The 16,056-nt window shown below is 64.8% G+C and carries 16 protein-coding genes; 5 read left to right on the top strand and 11 right to left on the bottom strand.

Going from position 1 to position 16,056, the window contains the following annotated elements:
• Positions 1 to 128: 128 nt before the first annotated feature.
• Positions 129 to 1,457 carry a cryptochrome/photolyase family protein gene (locus ACNEOT_RS16895; protein WP_415975389.1) on the top strand — a complete coding sequence of 443 codons (1,329 nt, stop codon included), beginning with the start codon at positions 129 to 131 and terminating at the stop codon, positions 1,455 to 1,457.
• Here the strand turns inward: ACNEOT_RS16895 and ACNEOT_RS16890 are convergent.
• Together ACNEOT_RS16890 and ACNEOT_RS16885 are read right to left on the bottom strand one after the other, a co-directional pair.
• On the bottom strand, positions 1,454 to 2,356 hold the full coding sequence (locus ACNEOT_RS16890; protein ID WP_415975388.1) for a DMT family transporter: 903 nt from the start codon (positions 2,354 to 2,356) through the stop codon (positions 1,454 to 1,456). The two genes, ACNEOT_RS16895 and ACNEOT_RS16890, sit on opposite strands and share 4 nt — an antisense overlap.
• 136 nt (positions 2,357 to 2,492) lie before the next feature.
• A complete protein-coding gene (locus tag ACNEOT_RS16885; RefSeq protein ID WP_415975386.1) occupies positions 2,493 to 4,349 on the bottom strand; it encodes a propionyl-CoA synthetase in 1,857 nt (618 codons plus the stop codon).
• Positions 4,350 to 4,540: 191 nt separating this feature from the next.
• Here ACNEOT_RS16885 and ACNEOT_RS16880 point away from each other — a divergent pair, with 191 nt between their 5' ends.
• Positions 4,541 to 4,939: a hypothetical protein gene (locus tag ACNEOT_RS16880; RefSeq protein ID WP_415975385.1), complete on the top strand. Its 399-nt coding sequence runs from the start codon at positions 4,541 to 4,543 to the stop codon at positions 4,937 to 4,939.
• A 35-nt stretch (positions 4,940 to 4,974) separates the two neighbouring features.
• Here the strand turns inward: ACNEOT_RS16880 and ACNEOT_RS16875 are convergent, their stop codons facing one another.
• The 7 genes from ACNEOT_RS16875 to ACNEOT_RS16845 all read right to left on the bottom strand — a co-directional run bounded on the left by ACNEOT_RS16875 (position 4,975) and on the right by ACNEOT_RS16845 (position 10,461).
• Complete coding sequence (locus ACNEOT_RS16875) at positions 4,975 to 6,459, bottom strand: carboxyl transferase domain-containing protein (RefSeq protein WP_415975383.1); 1,485 nt, start codon at positions 6,457 to 6,459, stop codon at positions 4,975 to 4,977.
• Between the two features lie 10 nt (positions 6,460 to 6,469).
• A complete protein-coding gene (locus ACNEOT_RS16870; RefSeq protein WP_415975381.1) occupies positions 6,470 to 7,669 on the bottom strand; it encodes an ABC transporter permease in 1,200 nt (399 codons plus the stop codon).
• On the bottom strand, positions 7,666 to 8,559 hold the full coding sequence (locus ACNEOT_RS16865) for an ABC transporter ATP-binding protein (RefSeq protein WP_415975379.1): 894 nt from the start codon (positions 8,557 to 8,559) through the stop codon (positions 7,666 to 7,668). Before ACNEOT_RS16865 ends, ACNEOT_RS16870 begins: the two co-directional genes overlap by 4 nt.
• 16 nt (positions 8,560 to 8,575) lie before the next feature.
• Positions 8,576 to 9,127, bottom strand: a complete 552-nt coding sequence (locus ACNEOT_RS16860; protein ID WP_415975378.1) for a hypothetical protein — start codon at positions 9,125 to 9,127, stop codon at positions 8,576 to 8,578.
• A complete protein-coding gene (locus ACNEOT_RS16855) occupies positions 9,124 to 9,660 on the bottom strand; it encodes a hypothetical protein (protein ID WP_415975377.1) in 537 nt (178 codons plus the stop codon). The genes ACNEOT_RS16860 and ACNEOT_RS16855 overlap by 4 nt, the downstream gene beginning before the upstream one ends.
• A complete protein-coding gene (locus ACNEOT_RS16850; protein WP_032404377.1) occupies positions 9,657 to 9,929 on the bottom strand; it encodes a helix-turn-helix transcriptional regulator in 273 nt (90 codons plus the stop codon). Before ACNEOT_RS16850 ends, ACNEOT_RS16855 begins: the two co-directional genes overlap by 4 nt.
• 64 nt (positions 9,930 to 9,993) lie before the next feature.
• The gene (locus tag ACNEOT_RS16845; protein WP_415975375.1) at positions 9,994 to 10,461 is read right to left on the bottom strand and encodes a MarR family winged helix-turn-helix transcriptional regulator; all 468 of its coding nucleotides are present in this window, start codon (positions 10,459 to 10,461) and stop codon (positions 9,994 to 9,996) included.
• 81 nt (positions 10,462 to 10,542) lie between these two features.
• On the opposite strand from ACNEOT_RS16845, the gene ACNEOT_RS16840 reads away from it, so the two are divergent.
• Positions 10,543 to 11,373 (top strand): alpha/beta fold hydrolase, encoded by an 831-nt coding sequence (locus tag ACNEOT_RS16840; RefSeq protein WP_415975374.1) that lies wholly within the window; start codon positions 10,543 to 10,545, stop codon positions 11,371 to 11,373.
• Positions 11,374 to 11,436: 63 nt separating this feature from the next.
• On the opposite strand, the gene ACNEOT_RS16835 is transcribed toward ACNEOT_RS16840, so the two are convergent.
• A complete protein-coding gene (locus ACNEOT_RS16835) occupies positions 11,437 to 13,101 on the bottom strand; it encodes an ABC-F family ATP-binding cassette domain-containing protein (RefSeq protein ID WP_415975372.1) in 1,665 nt (554 codons plus the stop codon).
• Positions 13,102 to 13,256: 155 nt separating this feature from the next.
• On the opposite strand from ACNEOT_RS16835, the gene ACNEOT_RS16830 reads away from it, so the two are divergent.
• Both ACNEOT_RS16830 and ACNEOT_RS16825 read left to right on the top strand, forming a co-directional pair.
• Positions 13,257 to 14,105 carry an aldo/keto reductase gene (locus ACNEOT_RS16830; protein ID WP_415975370.1) on the top strand — a complete coding sequence of 283 codons (849 nt, stop codon included), beginning with the start codon at positions 13,257 to 13,259 and terminating at the stop codon, positions 14,103 to 14,105.
• A gap of 34 nt (positions 14,106 to 14,139) precedes the next feature.
• The gene (locus ACNEOT_RS16825) at positions 14,140 to 14,961 is read left to right on the top strand and encodes a uroporphyrinogen-III synthase (RefSeq protein ID WP_415975369.1); all 822 of its coding nucleotides are present in this window, start codon (positions 14,140 to 14,142) and stop codon (positions 14,959 to 14,961) included.
• Here ACNEOT_RS16825 and ACNEOT_RS16820 read toward each other — a convergent pair.
• Complete coding sequence (locus ACNEOT_RS16820; RefSeq protein ID WP_415976331.1) at positions 14,958 to 16,031, bottom strand: NAD(P)-binding domain-containing protein; 1,074 nt, start codon at positions 16,029 to 16,031, stop codon at positions 14,958 to 14,960. The genes ACNEOT_RS16825 and ACNEOT_RS16820 overlap by 4 nt on opposite strands.
• Positions 16,032 to 16,056 lie beyond the last annotated feature (25 nt).

Here is a 16,056-nt window from a genome sequence, read left to right as displayed (position 1 = left end):
TTTGCTCTTCGGTATTTCCCAAGGTAGAGGCCGTTGTTGCGGCCTTGGTGAGCCGTCGTTGGCGATTCTCTGAGAATCGGCGGGCCCAGGCGGGATTGCTCGCGGCCGGGGTGGGTAACACTGCCTTCATGTCGATCGTCTGGTTTCGCCGTGATCTCCGTCTGGGGGATCTACCCACCCTCGCCGCCGCTGCCGAATCGGGAGAGTCGGTTCTCGGGCTCTTCGTGCTCGACGACCGTCTGCTGAAGCCGTCGGGCGGTCCGCGCAAGGACTTTCTGTTCCGGTCGCTCGCGGCCCTCGACGAGCAGCTCGATGGACGGCTGATGGTGGTGCACGGCGACCCCGAGACGGTGGTTCCGAAACTGGCGAAGGCGATCGGCACCGAGGAAGTGCACATCAGCGCCGACTACGGGCCGTACGGGCGCGAGAGAGACGCACGGGTCGCCGAGAAGGTGACCTTGGTGGACACCGGCTCCCCCTATGCGGTCGCTCCCGGCCGAATCGCAAAGAACGACGGCGAGCCGTACAAGGTGTTCACTCCGTACTCGCGGCAGTGGATGGAACACGGCTGGCGCGCTCCTGCGGACACGTCCGCGAAGACGGTGAAGTGGATCGACCCGAATGAGGTGAAAGGCGTTCGGCGAGCGACAATTCCGACCGAAAAGGACGCATCCGACGCCGCAGCCGGCGAGCAGGCCGCGTCCGAGCAGTGGAAGGAATTTCTCGAGGAAGTCTCCGCGTACGACGACGAACGCAACCGTCCCGACCTCGACTCGACGAGCCGGATGTCGGTACACCTGAAATACGGAACCATCCATCCGCGGACGATGCTCGCCGATCTCGGTCGACTACGCAATGAGGGAGCGTCGTCGTACCGTCGACAGATCTGCTGGCGGGACTTCTACGCCGACATCCTCTTTCAGCGGCCCGACAGTGCTCGCGAGAACTACGTCAAGAAGTTCGACGCGATCGAACTGGACTCGGGCAAGCATGCCGACGAACTCTTCGACGCCTGGTGCAAAGGCGAGACCGGCTTTCCTATCGTCGATGCCGGTATGCGGCAGCTGAACTCGGAGAAGTGGATGCACAATCGGGTGCGGATGATCGTCGCGTCGTTCCTGGTGAAGGACCTGCACCTGCCGTGGTGGCGGGGAGCGCGATACTTCATGCAACACCTCGTCGACGGCGATCTGGCCAACAACCAACACGGCTGGCAATGGACTGCCGGGACGGGCACCGACGCATCTCCGTACTTCCGAGTGTTCAATCCGATCACTCAGGGCGAGAAGTTCGATCCCACCGGAGAGTACGTCCGACGCTGGGTGCCGGAGCTGCGCGGCGAAGAAGGAAAAGCCGTGCACACGTTGAAGTTCGGGCGGCCCAAGGAGTACCCCGGGCCCATCGTCGACCACAAGCACGAGCGTGAGGTGGCGATCGCCCGCTTCAAGGCACTTTAACGTTTGCGGGACAACCCGACTCCCACGAGGCAGATCACTCCGCCGACCACGGCGAGAATGTGCGGAACCTCGCCCAGTAGCAGCCAGGCCAGGGTGATGGTGATCGGCGGAACAGCGTACGTGGTGATGCCGAGCTTGCCTGCGTTCATTCGTGTCAGTGCGTAGGCCCAGGTGCTGAACGCCAGTGCTGTCGGAACCAGGCCCAGATAGACCAATCCGCCTGTGGCACCGGCAGATGCGGACCCGAGGTCGTCGAGCAGGGCAGGTGCGAAGGGAAGCGTGCAGACCGCGCCTATGGTGCATGCCATCCACGTGACCTGAAGGCCGGGGATGGTGCGTAGTACGGGCTTCTGGCTGAGCACGCCGATGGCGTAGGTCACCGCGGACACCAGACACAATGCGATACCGAGGAAATCGGCGTCTGTCTTGGTCGTCGCTGTCGTGGTGACGGCGGTGACGACACCGACCATGACTGCCCCAGCGAATGCGATGCCTGCACCGATCACCAGCCACCTCGGAAAGCCCTCGCCCAGAAGCAGACCCGCGAACAGAGCGACCAGAATCGGCCCGATCTGAATGATCATGGACGTCGTTCCGGCGTCGACGCGTTGCTCGGCGGCGTTGAGGGCGACGTTGTAGATGCCGAACCAGAAGACGCCGATGCTCGCTATCTGCAACCACTGCGTGCGATTCGGCTTGACCCATTGTCTCCTGATCAACACGATCATGCCGAGTGCGACCGATCCGATGAGCAACCGGCCCAACGCGAGCGGGCCTGCACCGAACGATTCGCCGACGCCGCGGATGGCAACGAAGGCCGAGGCCCACGACACCACCGTGATGGCGACTGCGCCCAGGGCGAGCCAATCGACGGCGGGACGTGTGTCGAGATCTGTCATGGCCACGACGCTATCGCGCGCGAGCGCGTCCTGGCGCGCGGATTTCGGCCATCGTTGCTCGAATTAGCGTCGGCGGCATCCCCACCTGTCGTGCGCGTTTTGCGTACTTGGACACACGCAAAACGCGCACGGCGGGTCAGCGGCCGAGCAGCTTCTCCAGCGCGTCGAGTACCGCCGGATCCTCGATGGTCGACGGCACGCCGTAGTCCTCACCGGCGACGATCTGTCGCATGGTTTTCCGCAGGATCTTGCCGGAGCGGGTCTTGGGCAGCGCGCCGACGATCGTCACGTCGCGGAAGGTGGCGAGCGCGCCGATCTGGTCTCGCACCATGGCCACCAACTCCGAGCGCAGTTGCTCCTCGGTGATGGTCTCCCCGGCCTTGAGCACCACGTAGCCGCTGGGACGCTGACCCTTGAGGTCGTCGTGGATTCCGATGACGGCGCATTCGGCAACCGCGGGGTGTCCGGCCAGTACTGCCTCCATCGATCCGGTGGAGAGGCGGTGCCCGGCAACGTTGATGACATCGTCGCTGCGGCCCAGAACGTAGACGTAGCCGTTGGCGTCGATGTAGCCGGAATCGCCCGTGAGGTAGTACCCGGGAAACGTGTCCAGATACGAACGCTCGAAGCGTGATTCGTCGTTCCACAGTCCCACCAGCGCGCCCGGTGGCAGTGGCAGCTTGACGACGATGTTGCCCTCGGTACCTGCGCCCACGGGTCCGCCTGCCGCGTCGAGTATTTCGACCTGGAATCCCGGCACCGGCACAGTCGGCGACCCGGGTTCGATCGGAAGTGGTTCGAGGCCGCGAAGATTGGCACAGATGGCCCAGCCGGTTTCGGTCTGCCACCAGTGATCGACGACGGGACGGTTCAGGGTGCGCGAAATCCACTCGTAGGTATCGGGATCGAGCCGCTCACCGGCGACGAACAGGGTTTCGAGAGTGGACATGTCGTACTTCTCGAGCTCGGCGGCGTGCGGGTCCACCTTGCGAATTGCGCGCAGTGCCGTCGGCGCGGTGAACAGCGCGCGGACGCCGTGGTCCTGGACCACCCGCCAGAACGCACCCGCGTCGGGAGTTCCGACAGGCTTGCCCTCGTAGAGAACCGTTGTGGCACCGGCGAACAGCGGCCCGTAGACGATGTACGAGTGCCCCACCACCCAGCCGACATCGGACGCCGTCCACATCACCTGCCCGGTACCCACGTCGTAGATGTTGCGCATCGACCACGTCAACGCGACGGCATGGCCGCCGTTGTCGCGCACCACACCCTTGGGCTTGCCCGTCGTGCCCGAGGTGTAGAGGATGTACAGCGGATCCGTGGCCTGCACCGAAACCGGTTGGGCGGCCGAGGCGTCGGCGATGAGGGTGTCCCAGTCCAGCCAATCGTGGTGGCCGTCGATTCCGTCGCGCGACTTGACGATCACTGCGGGTGCGTTCGCCGTCGTCAGCGTCAGAGCCCGCTGGACGAGTGGGAGGTACTCGATGACTCGACCCGGCTCGAACCCGCCGCTGGCAGTGATCAGCAGCACCGGCTCGGCGTCGTCGATCCGTGCCGCGAGTTCCTTGGCCGCGAAGCCGCCGAACACCACCGAGTGCACGGCGCCGAGGCGGGCGCACGCGAGCATCGCTATGACGGACTCGGGAATCATCGGCAGGTAGATCACCACGCGGTCGCCCGGGCGCACGCCCTGATCGCGCAGCACCCCGGCGAATCGCGAGACGTGATCGAGGAGTTCGGCGTAGGTGTAGCTGCGGGTGAGTCCGAGCATCGCCGAGTCGTAGATCAGCGCGGTTCGTGTCCCGTTTCCGGCGGCGACGTGCCGATCCAGGGCATTGAAGCAGGTGTTCAGTGTGGCCCCGGGGAACCAACGCGAGCCGTCGAACGCGTTGGTAGGCGGGGTATCCCAATCGACTCCCGCTGCGGCGTCGAGCCAGAATTCCTCGCGGTTGTCGATACTGTCCTCGAACGCCTGCCGATACTCACCACTCATGTCGCCGAGCCTAGGCCGTCAGCCCTCCCCAGCGGGTGAGGTTGCACGCTACTGCGCTGTACGGCCGGATTCCCGTCGAGAGGCGGTCGTAGTGCGCACTCCGACCCACTTCGTCAAGATTCGCGGCCCAGCCGTCAAGATTGCGTCAACACCCCTGTTCGACGCCACCGCGCGGCGCAAGACTTTCTCTCATGACACTTCTCGACATGCTTCCGTCCCTCGGTGCCGCGTATGTTCCGCGGTGCGATCCAGCGCTCTGGCCGGCCGATACGCACTGTGTCTGCGGCCGGATCACGGTCGACGGCGTCGCGTTGGAGGACGTGGCCGACGCGCAGGGCACCCCGGTGCAGTGGGGCACGATTCTGGTGACGCGGGTGCGTTCGGTGATCGCGGGCGAGGTGGGCGTCGACGCCGAATTCGGTGATCTGCGCCAAGCCGTGGTGGTCAACCGACATTCAACGGGGCGCGTGCTCAAGGTGGATGTACACGGTCCGGGTCGTCGGTGCGTCAGTCCGGTGGAGCTACCCGCCGATCTTCGTGCCGGCGATGTGCTGGCGTTCGTGACCTCGCAGGTGCACGGCGGAGCCTGACCCGAAGGCACCTCGCTCACGTGCGGCGAAGCCGCTCATCCGAGATTGCGGTAGCGGCCGAGTCTGAGCCGCGTGCGGGTGGCGGAGTCGAGGGTCGACAAGTCGCGGAGTTCTCGGGCGATGGCATCGGCGACGCGGCCGGAGAACGCAGCCGGCTCGTCGGCGGCGTCGGGGACTTCGGGGACGATGGCGTCGACGATGCCGTCGCGCAGTAGGTCGACCGAGCGGATGCCCTGCGCCTCGGCCATGTCCGGTGCGTGTGCGGTGTCGCGATGCACGATGGCACTGGCTCCCTCGGGCGGAAGCGGTGCGAGCCAGGCATTCTGAGCGCACAGTACGCGGTCGGCAGGAAGAAGCGCGAGCGCTCCGCCGCCGGTGCCCTGGCCGAGCAGGATCGACACGGTCGACGTATCGACGGTAACGAGGTCGGAGATGGAGCGAGCGATCTCCGGTGCCAGTCCACCTTCCTCGGCTTCTTTGGACAGCGCCGCACCGAAGGTGTCGATCACCAGCACGAGTGGGAGGCGAAGTTCCTCGGCCAGACGCATTCCCCGCCGAGCCTCGCGCAGAGCGGCTGGTCCCATCGTGGCATCGGCGGTGATGCTGCTTCGGTCGTTGCCGAACAGGACGCACGAGATGCCGCGAATTCGGCACAGCGACAGCAGAATCGACGTGTCGGCCTCGCCCTGACCGGTGCCGCTGAGTGGAACCTGTTCGCTGGCAGCGTGTTCGATTATCTGGCGAATGCCGGGTCGGTCGGGTCGCCGCGACGACTGCACCGAATGCCAGGCCGAGTGTTCCGTGAGTTCTGTAGGTTCCTCGCCGGCATCCTCGGGCCACTCGGTGGCGTCGACGATTACTCGGAGGGCGCGGATCAGCAAGTTGCGCAATTGATCGACCGGCACGACACCGTCGATCACCCCGTGCTGGTAGAGGTTCTCGGCCGTCTGGACGCCCTCGGGAAATGGCTTGTCGTACAACGCCTGATAGACGCGAGGACCGAGGAAGCCGATGAGTGCCTCAGGTTCGGCCACGGTGACGTGCGCCAACGATCCCCAGGATGCGAACACGCCGCCGGTCGTCGGATTACGCAGGTACACCAGATACGGCAGGTGCGCCGCCTTGTGCGCGGTGACGGCGGCGGCGATCTTGACCATCTGCACGAAGGCGAGTGTGCCCTCCTGCATTCGAGTTCCACCGGATGTGGGGGAGGCGATCAATGGGAGCCCGTCGCTCGTCGCGCGTTCGACGGCGGAGGTGATGCGCTCGGCCGCCGCGACCCCGATGGATCCGGCGAGAAAGGCGAACTCGCACGCGATGATGGCCACGCGTCGACCGTCGATGGTGCCCTCGCCGGTCAACACCGACTCGTCGACGCCGCTCTTCTCCCGAGCCTTCGCGAGGTCCCGCAAGTAGGAGTCGTTGGGATGAACATCCACAGGCGCGCTGTCCCAGGACACGAACGATCCGCCGTCGAGAACGGAGTCGAGAATCTCGGCGGCGGATGTCCGTGGGCTCATGGCCTGAACTCTATCGAGCGAACGCTTCCTTCCACGAGACGGTTTTGCCGATCCGAAGAATGGAGCGCTGATAGATCTTCGCCGCGCCCATGGCGAGAATCGCGGTGGTGATGATCATCAGAACAGCCGAGCCGATGATCTGTACCGGGCCGGTTACTCCCGCGGCGATGCGCAGCGGCATCATGATCGCGGAGAACGGCGGGATCCAGCTCAGTGTGTTCGCGAGCGTGCTCTCCGGGTCGCTGACGGAGTAGAAGGCCGCGAAGAACATGGCCATGATCAGAATCAGGAGCGGCATGGTGGTCGAATTGACGTCCTCCTGCCGGGAGACCATCGAGCCGCCCGCCGCGTAGAGCACTGCGAAGAAGGCGAAGCCGAGGATGAACCAGGCGAGGGTGGCCGCGAAAACACTGATCGCTGCACCGGTCACCGTGAGCACGCCGGTAGCCAATCCTGCTCCTACACCGGCAATTCCGTAGAGCGCGAGCTGCAGGATGCCGACAGCACCGATGCCGAGGATCTTGCCCCACAGTAGCTGGAGCGGGCGGACGGTGGAGAGCAGCAGTTCGACCACACGCGAGGACTTTTCTTCGACGACGCCCATTGCGACGTACATGCCGAAGCCGATGATCTGGGCGTAGAGCAGGAACACCGCGGACAGCGCAAGAGCAGTTCGTTGACCGGCCTCGGGGTCCGGCGGATCGATCGCGTCGACGGTGACCGTGGCGGCGTTCGTCCTCGCCGCGAGTTCGTTCTGGTCGATACCCTGTTGCGCCAGTGCGGCATTCGTTGCCTGCGTGGCGACACTGCCTTCGACGACGGCACGCAACGTGCCGGTCAGTTCGGACTCGGTGACCGCCGTGTACGCGCCCGCAGTGCCGTCGGGAACCAGCGCCACATCGAGATCCCCGGATTCGACGCCGCTACGTGCTGCTGCCGCGTCGGCGATCTCGCGAACCTCGACCGGAGACCCGACGGCGTCGCCGGTCGCTTCGATGACCGCCGCAATGGACTGATCACCGGAAATGCCGATGACGTCACGTTCCTCGTCTCCGCTGCCGGAGAAGATCGAGTAGGCGATGATGCCGCCGACGATGACGGCCAGGATGATGACGTTGCTGATGACGAAGCTCTTCTTCATCACCTGAACGGTGAACTCGCGCTTGGCTATCAGCGAAACTGCTTTCATGGAATTCAGCTGGGAGCTCATGCCACTACCGCCTCTCGGAACAGGTCGCTCAGGGAAGGTTTCTGAATGGAGAATTCGTGTACCGGTCCGGTGGACAGGGCCGCCCGAAGGATTTCCTGATCGTCGGTGCCGGGTGCCAAGCCCAGCACGGTGACGCCGTCAGTGTGTTCGAGCGTGCTCACTCCGGCGATGCCCGACGCCCATCCGGGGGCGGCGTTCGGTGCATGGACGTGCAGTTGTGAATCTCCCGAGCCGCGCAGTTCGTCGACGGTGCCGACGGCCTTCATGGACCCGGCGGCGATGATTCCCACGCGGTCGCACAGGCGCTGCACCAGATCTAGTTGGTGGCTCGAGAACACCACCGGGACTCCGGCAGCGGCCTTCTCGCGAAGAACCTCGCTCATGACGTCGACGGCGATCGGGTCGAGGCCGGAGAACGGTTCGTCCAGCACGAGGACGGCCGGGTCGTGCACCAGTGCGGCCGCCAACTGCACGCGCTGCTGGTTGCCCAGGCTCAGTGCGTCGACGGTGTCGTCGACGCGCTCGTCGATCCCGAGGCGTTCGGTCCAGCGGACGACCGCGGCCTTGGCGTCCTTCGACGACAACCCGTGCAGCTCGGCCATGTACGCCAGCTGCGGGCCCACCTTCATCTTGGGGTAGAGGCCGCGTTCCTCGGGCATGTAGCCGATGGTGCGTCGGACGTCGAGGTCGACGGGCTTGCCGCCCAACAGAACCTGCCCGGAATCGGCGGACAGGACGCCCAATGCGATGCGCATCGTGGTGGTCTTTCCTGCGCCGTTGCTGCCGACGAATCCGAACAGCTCGCCCGGTCGAACGTCGAAACTGAGGTCGTCGAGGGCGATCTTGTCGCCGTATCTTTTGGAGATGGAGTCGATCGTGAGGGTGCTCATGGTGCCCTTTCGGTCGTTACTTCGGATCGAAATCTTCGGTGTCTTCAGGTTCGGGGTCGGGGGTGATCCACGCGAGAATCATTGCGGGGGAGCAGATGCCGGCCATCAGCGCCGCGATCGTCCACCCGCCGCCTGCGTAGGCGAGGCGCGGCATGTCCTCGTTCGCCGTCGACAGGAAGATGGACGCGAACGCGGCCGCCATCACCAGGGTCTGCGTGACGGTGAGGCCGATGGAGCGAGCCTCGTTGCGCTGCTGTACTTCCCATTCGTCGAGTGCGCCGACGGGCGCGTCACTGTGCCTGCCGGAGACCGTCTGCAGCGCGGTCCACACCGGAATGAACACCAGGACTGCTGGTATCCAGGCCAGTGCCGCCCACTTGGTGAACAGGCTGGAAATACTGACGACGAACAACATGAAAAGCATGACAGCCACAGCGACAACGAGGATTCGGCGCCGATGCTGTGTCCGCCATGCGGGTAGCCAATGACGTGTTCTGGCGTCGTTCTCGAGGAATCGCCGGGTGCGATAGGCCTGATAGCGGGTGAGGATGTCGGGTCGCTCGCTCATTTCAAGCCGTCCTCGGGGTCGGGGTCGGGAGTGGTCCAGGCGAGAAGCATTGCGGGAGTTGTGTTGCCGGCCAGCAGCGCGATAAGCACCAACGCGCCGCCGGAGATTCCGAGGTTGGTCGATACGAATACCGATCCGATGAACAAGTACCCCGCCGCCGCGGTGCCCAGCCATTGGGTAACTCTCAGTCCTGTGGATCGGGCTTCGTTACGGCGCTGGATCTCTAATTCGTCCAGTGCTTCGTCAGGTGCTTCGGCGCGACGATCGGAGATGATGCCGAGTGTGATCGCAGCAAAGGCGAAGACGATATAGCACAGTGCCCACAACGCAATTGCCCAGTCGATTACGGGCTCCAACAATGCGAACGCGGTGGCGACGACGAGTGCCACCACCATCGCGAGGACGAACGCCCGTCGCCGTTTCAGAGGGCGCAGTGCCGGAAGTCTGCGTGCCAGTTCGGTGTCGTTCTCCAGAAACGATTTCGTTCGAGCCTCTTGGTAGCGCGAGAAGATGCTCTGCTCGGGCTTGTTCATCGATCCTTCTCCCTTCGGAAGAGTTCGGCCGAGAGTGGCCCGAGTTCGGTGCGTGAGAACACTGCTTCGATCGGCAGATCGAAGACATCGCAGATACGCATCGCGAGGTCGAGGCTCGGGTAGTGGTCGCCTCGTTCGAGGGCGCCCACCGTCTGGGGATTCACTTCGACGAGTTCGGCCAGTTGTGCGCGGCTCATCTTTCGTTCTGCCCGCAGAACACCCACCCTGTTGTAGATCGGGAGCGCGGTACCGCGCTTGACGGGGCTCATGACAATGAAGTGTTGTATAAACCCAACGATGTGTCAACCGTTAATAACAAATATGTCGGTGTGCCTACGAGCTCTGCTGTTCGCGAGCCGCCACGACCACCGCATGCATGACGCTCAGGAATTCATCGATCGTGGCGCGCTGCTCGGGTGTGAAACGCGCGAGCTCGTCGACGGCTCGACCGATGACGGGGCCGAAGAACGTGGTGCCGAGTTCGGCGGCGCGTGTGGTGACGCGGAGCAGTACTCGACGGCGATCGGAGGGGTCGGGTTCGCGTAAAACCAATTCTCGCTTGACCATTCGATCTATCAGGGCGGTGACCGACGCGGATTCCAGGCCCAGCTGCCCCCCGAGCCAGCCAGGTGTGGCGCGTGTGCCGGCTCGATCGGCGTCCAGCAGGCAGATCAGCGCGCGGATGTCGGTGGGGTGAAGTGAGTGCTTCTGGGCGAAGTCTGCGCCGAGCAGATCGAGCTCGACGGTCAGCGCGCGCAGTCGGTGCACGGCAGCGAGTTCGGTGGAGACAGGTTCGGTCATGTGCTGATCCCTCGGGCGATGCTGGACGAGAAGTGTCTCCATTGTCTACTATCTCGATCATCGAGAGAATGGAGGGTTGCCGTGTCAGTGGACGAGTTCTACTCCGCATACGACCGGGTGCTGCAGAAGTGGCCGGCAGATACCCAGAGCATCGACGTGCGCACCGTGCACGGTACGACGCGCATCAACGCCTGCGGACCCGTCGATGCCCCACCGCTGGTGTTGTTGCCTGGAGCTGGTGCGACGTCGACCGTGTGGTTTGCCAACGTTTCGTCGCTCTCGCAGCACTATCGGGTGTACGCGGTCGACCTCATGGGCGACGTGGGCCGCAGCGTTGGAGGTGGACGGTCCATCGATTCGGTGGACGAGTTGCTGAACTGGTTGACGGCCGTGCTGGACGAGTTGAACCTGCCAACCGCGGCAGTCTGCGGACACTCCTACGGCGCGATGATCGCCTTGGCCTATGCGCTTCGAAAGCCAGGTCGTGTCGACGCGCTCACGCTCCTCGATCCCAATGCCTGCTTCGGCTCCATGCGTCCGCGCTACTTGCTGCATGCCATTCCGATCTTGCTCTCGCCCAACGAGGAACGGCAGCGACGTTTCGTCCGCTGGGAGACCGATGGCCTGCTGTTGGATTCCGACTGGCTCGACGTGCTCGCGCTCGGTGCCGCAGATTTTCCGACGGCGAAGACCATCGTTCCGAAGAGGCCGAAGCCCGCTGCGTTCGAGAACTTCGGTGTGGCGACCACTGTGGTCCTGGCCGGAAAGGGGAAGGTGCACAACGCTGCTCGCATCGAATCGGCAGTGCACGCCGTTCTACCGGCAGCGCGGACGGTGATCCTCCCGGATGCCACGCACCACGGATTACCGATGCACCCTGCCGCCGAGGTGAACCGGCTTCTGCTGAGCTGAACAGCGAATCGGGTGCAGCTGACCGCGCTCACCGCGGTCAGCTGCACCCGATTTCACTGCGACTTACAGTTCCGACAGCTGCCCGTCGGCCATTGTCCAGTGTCTCGTGCTGCGGACCGTGTCGAGCATTCGGCGATCGTGCGTCACCAGCAGCAGGGTGCCCTCGAAGTTCTCCATCGCGCGTTCGAGTTGTTCGATGGCGGGCAGGTCGAGGTGGTTGGTCGGCTCGTCGAGCACCAACAGATTCACGCCTCGGGCCTGTAACAGCGCGAGCGCGGCACGGGTTCGCTCACCGGGCGACAGTGACGACGCCGGCCGAAGCGCGTCATCGCCGCGCAGACCGAACTTGGCCAACAACGTGCGCACCTCGGCATCCGGCCATTCGGGAACTGCTGCGCTCAGCGCGTAGGACACGGTTCCGTCGCCGACGAAATAGGCTCGTGCCTGGTCGATTTCGCCGATCGCCACGCCCGAACCCAACGACGCCGTCCCCTCGTCCGGGGCCAGCCGGCCCAGCAGTACCGAGAGCAACGTGGTCTTGCCGGAGCCGTTGGGCCCAGTGATCAGAATGCGATCGCCCCACTCGATCTGCGTCGTCACCGGCCCGAACGTGAACCCGGAGCGGCGCACGAGCGCACCGCTCAGGACCGAGACGACGGTGCCGCTACGGGGAGCCGCCGCGATCTCCATGCGCAGTTCCCACTCCTTGCGGGGTTCCTCGACCACCTCGAGTCGCTCGATGCGCCGTTGTGTCTGACGAGCTTTAGCGGCCTGCTTCTCGGTCGACTCGGCGCGGGTCTTGCGGGCGATCTTGTCGTTGTCGGTCGCCTTGCGTCGTGCATTGCGCACCCCCGACTCCATCCAGTTCCGCTGCATTTGCGCGCGAGACTCCAACGCGGACTTGGTGTCTGCGAACTCGTCGTACTTCTCCCGTGCATGCTGGCGCGCGATCTCCCGCTCCGCCAGATACGACTGGTAGCTGCCGTCGTACACATCGATGCGATGCTGCGCTCGATCGAGTTCGACGACGCCCGTCACCGTCCGCGCAAGGAACTCGCGATCGTGACTGACGACGACTATCGCGGCTCGCGTGGCGACGACGAACTGCTCGAGCTGTTCGAGGCCAGCAAGGTCGAGATCGTTGGTGGGCTCGTCGAGCAGAAGGATGTCGTAGCGGGCGAGCAGAATCGCGGCGAGGCCGGCGCGGGCAGCCTGCCCACCCGACAGATCCGTCATGAACGCGCTGCCGTCGACCTCGAGGCCCAGATCCGCCAACACCTTCGCCGTTCGCTCCGCCAGATCCGCGCCGCCGAGCGCCAGCCACCGCTCCAACGCTGGGGTGTACAGGTCCTTGTCGGCAGGAGCGGAGCCTGCGGAGTGACCGGAGTCGCGGCTACCCAATCCCTCGGCAGCCGCGTTCATGGAAGCTTCGGCCGCCGTGACTCCGGTGCGCCGACCGAGAAAGTCCAGGACCGTCTCGCCGGCAATTCGCTCGGGCTCCTGCGCCAGATAGCCGACGGTCGCGTCGGGCGGGCTGGTGTAGATCTCACCTTCGTGATCAGCCGTCCCCACTCCCGCGAGCAACGTCAACAATGTCGATTTACCTGCGCCGTTCGCCCCGACGAGCCCGATCACATCACCCTCGGCCACCGTCAGATCGAGGCCCGAGAACAGAGTTCGGTCGCCGTGAAAAGCGGCGAGATCATCGATACGAAGCGTTGCGGTCACACCGAAACCTTATGCCGTACATTCTGGTCGTTCCGCAGGCTCCACTCCTGCGCTGTCTGGTCGTTCCGCAGGCTCCACTCCTGCGCTGTCTGGTCGTTCCGCAGGCTCCACTCCTGCCCGGGAACAACACCACCCCAACCACCGTTGGAATTCGTATGACGTATTCAGCCGAGACCAGTACTGTCCCGACCATCGTGCTCAACGACGGCACGTCCATTCCCCAGTTGGGGTTCGGTGTGTGGCAGGTTCCTGACGACGGTGCCCAGGCCGCAGTGACCGAGGCGTTGAAGGTCGGATACCGCAGCATCGACACCGCCAAGGTGTACGAGAACGAGACCGGCACCGGCCGGGCCATCGCAGAGTCCGGCATCGCCCGTGACGAGCTGTTCGTCACCACCAAGCTGTGGAACGACGACCAGGGTTACGACTCCACCCTGAAGGCATTCGACGCCAGCATGGATCGCCTCGGACTCGAGTACCTCGACCTGTACCTCATTCATTGGCAGCAGCTCGACCGCGACAAGTACATCGACACGTTCAAGGCATTCCAGAAGCTCAAGGCAGACGGCCGCATCGGCTCCATCGGCGTCTCCAACTTCACCATCCCCACCCTGGAGAAGCTGATCGACGCTGTGGGCGAGGTGCCGTCGGTCAACCAGATCGAGCTGCATCCACGACTGATCCAGGAAGAGCTGCGCGCCTTCCACACCTCGAAGGGCATCGCCACCGAGGCCTGGAGTCCGCTCGGCTCGGGCACCATCCTCGACGAGCCGGTCTTCGCGACCATCGGCGACGCGCACGGAGTCACCCCGGCCCAGGTGATCCTGCGCTGGCACATCCAGCTCGGCAACGTCGTGATCCCCAAGTCGGTGACGCCCGAGCGCATTGCGAGCAACTTCGATGTCTTCGGCTTCGAGCTCAGCAACGACGAAATTCAGCAGATCAATGCGCTGGACTCCGCAGACGGCCGCACCGGTCCTGATCCGGACAAGTTCAGCAGCTGATCCGATCTGCACATCGGGGGCCTAGTCTGTACCCATGTCCGAACCGCTCGACGGCAAGACCGTTGCTCTCACTGCCGAGCGGCGGGCAGACGAATTGGCCACCATGCTCGAACGCCGCGGCGCGAACATCGTTCACGCCGCGGCGATTCACGTTCTGCCCCTGATCGACGATTCGGAGTTGAAGTCGACCACCGAGGGCATCATCGAGCGTCCCCCGCAGATCGTGGTGATCAGTACCGGCATCGGTTTCCGCGGTTGGCTCGACGCGGCCGCCGACTGGGGCACTCGCGACGAACTCCTTGCTGCGCTCGGCCGTTCACGGATCATTGCGCGAGGACCCAAGGCGCGCGGCGCAATTCGTGGATCCGGTCTGCGAGACGAGTGGTCGCCTGCCACCGAGGCCTCGCAGGAAGTCGCGGATCACCTTGCTGCCGAGGGCATTTCCGGTGCGGATATAGCGGTCCAGTTGCATGGTGTGATCACCGAGTGGGAACCGACGATCCATCTCGGGGATGCGTTGACCGAACTCGGGGCGCATGTCCGACCGGTTCCGGTGTATCGGTGGATCCGCCCCGTGGATCAGGCTCCGCTCGTCGAGCTGTTGACACAGATCATCGAGCGTCGGGTCGACGCGGTCACCTTCACCAGCGCTCCCGCGGTGTCGTCCCTGCTGTCGACAGCGAAGGACAACGGCCTGCTCGACGCGTTCCTCGACGCGCTTCGTGGCCCCGTCGCCGCGATCTGCGTCGGGCCGGTGACGTCGGCGCCGTTGGACGCGTTGGGTGTTCCTACCTCGATGCCGAGCCGGGCGCGATTGGGCGCGCTGGCGAAATTCGTGATCGAGCAGCTCGCCTAACCGAGGGTCTCCAGCAGTTCCGACACTGCGGCTCGTCCGGCGCGGTTGGCTCCGATGGTGCTGGCGGATGGTCCGTAACCGAGCAGGTGGACGCGATGGTTCGCGGCCACTCGGGTGGTGAGGCGGCCGTCCATGACGATTCCTCCTCCGTGCCCGCGCAGGCGCAGTGGCGCGAGGTGGTCGAGGGCGCTGCGGAAACCGGTGGCCCACAGGATCACGTCGGCGTGCTGGCTCGAGCCGTCCTGCCACACCACCGAATCGGCGGTGATCGAGGAGAACATCGGCTTGCGCTCGAGGGCACCGCGTTCCTGGGCGGCCGCCAACGACGGAGTCAACAGCAGTCCGGTCACCGAGACCACCGATCCGGGTGGCAGGCCGGCCCGTACTCGCTCTTCGACCATCGCGACGGCCTTGCGTCCGGCATCGTGATCGAACTGGCTGTCCCGGAACACCGGTGGTCGGCGCGTCACCCACGTCGTGGTGGTCACCTGCGAGATCTCGTCGAGCAGTTGGACGGCCGAGATTCCGCCACCGACCACGACGACGTGCTTGCCTGCGAACTCGTCCGCCGTCCGGTAGTCCTTGGTGTGCAGTTGCCTGCCGGTGAACGTCTCGGCACCGTCGTAGTGCGGAACGAACGGCTTCTCCCACGTCCCGGTCGCGTTGATCAGGCCCTCGGCCATCACGACGGTCTCGCCGGCCTCGACCCGGAATCGGGGTTCACGGTCGCACACGACGGTCACGGTGACGGGGCGTCGAACATGCAGTTCGAAGCGTTCCTCGTAGGCGCGGTAGTAGCGGGGGACGGCGTCTGCGGCCGCAATGGTGTCGGCAGGCTCGTCGCCCAGTGTCTCGGCGAACGTCATACCGGGCAGGTCGTGCACGCCGTTGACGGTGCTCAGCGTCAGCGAGGGCCAGCGGAACTGCCATGCGCCGCCCGGGCCGGGGGAGCGGTCCAGCATCACGAAGCCTTCACCGGCGGTGAGTCCGGTTCGGTGCAGGTGATAGCCGGCCGAGAGGCCCGCCTGGCCCGCACCGATGACAGCAACCCGAGTGTCGATCACGGTGATCAGTAGATCAGGCCCCGGACCGGAC

Origin of the sequence: Rhodococcus sp. 077-4 (genome assembly GCF_047782425.1) — a bacterium.
Taxonomy (GTDB): domain Bacteria; phylum Actinomycetota; class Actinomycetes; order Mycobacteriales; family Mycobacteriaceae; genus Rhodococcoides.
Note: the sequence above shows the minus strand (reverse complement) of the source record. Positions and strands in the feature narration are given on the sequence as shown.

Excerpts from the sequence above, each read along its gene's own strand:
- ACNEOT_RS16895 (WP_415975389.1), top strand. The coding sequence starts at position 129 with ATGTCGATCGTCTGGTTTCGCCGTGATCTCCGTCTGGGGGATCTACCC.
- ACNEOT_RS16890 (WP_415975388.1), bottom strand. The coding sequence starts at position 2,356 with ATGACAGATCTCGACACACGTCCCGCCGTCGATTGGCTCGCCCTGGGC.
- ACNEOT_RS16885 (WP_415975386.1), bottom strand. The coding sequence starts at position 4,349 with ATGAGTGGTGAGTATCGGCAGGCGTTCGAGGACAGTATCGACAACCGC.
- ACNEOT_RS16880 (WP_415975385.1), top strand. The coding sequence starts at position 4,541 with ATGACACTTCTCGACATGCTTCCGTCCCTCGGTGCCGCGTATGTTCCG.
- ACNEOT_RS16875 (WP_415975383.1), bottom strand. The coding sequence starts at position 6,459 with ATGAGCCCACGGACATCCGCCGCCGAGATTCTCGACTCCGTTCTCGAC.
- ACNEOT_RS16870 (WP_415975381.1), bottom strand. The coding sequence starts at position 7,669 with ATGAGCTCCCAGCTGAATTCCATGAAAGCAGTTTCGCTGATAGCCAAG.
- ACNEOT_RS16865 (WP_415975379.1), bottom strand. The coding sequence starts at position 8,559 with ATGAGCACCCTCACGATCGACTCCATCTCCAAAAGATACGGCGACAAG.
- ACNEOT_RS16860 (WP_415975378.1), bottom strand. The coding sequence starts at position 9,127 with ATGAGCGAGCGACCCGACATCCTCACCCGCTATCAGGCCTATCGCACC.
- ACNEOT_RS16855 (WP_415975377.1), bottom strand. The coding sequence starts at position 9,660 with ATGAACAAGCCCGAGCAGAGCATCTTCTCGCGCTACCAAGAGGCTCGA.
- ACNEOT_RS16850 (WP_032404377.1), bottom strand. The coding sequence starts at position 9,929 with ATGAGCCCCGTCAAGCGCGGTACCGCGCTCCCGATCTACAACAGGGTG.
- ACNEOT_RS16845 (WP_415975375.1), bottom strand. The coding sequence starts at position 10,461 with ATGACCGAACCTGTCTCCACCGAACTCGCTGCCGTGCACCGACTGCGC.
- ACNEOT_RS16830 (WP_415975370.1), top strand. The coding sequence starts at position 13,257 with ATGACGTATTCAGCCGAGACCAGTACTGTCCCGACCATCGTGCTCAAC.
- ACNEOT_RS16825 (WP_415975369.1), top strand. The coding sequence starts at position 14,140 with ATGTCCGAACCGCTCGACGGCAAGACCGTTGCTCTCACTGCCGAGCGG.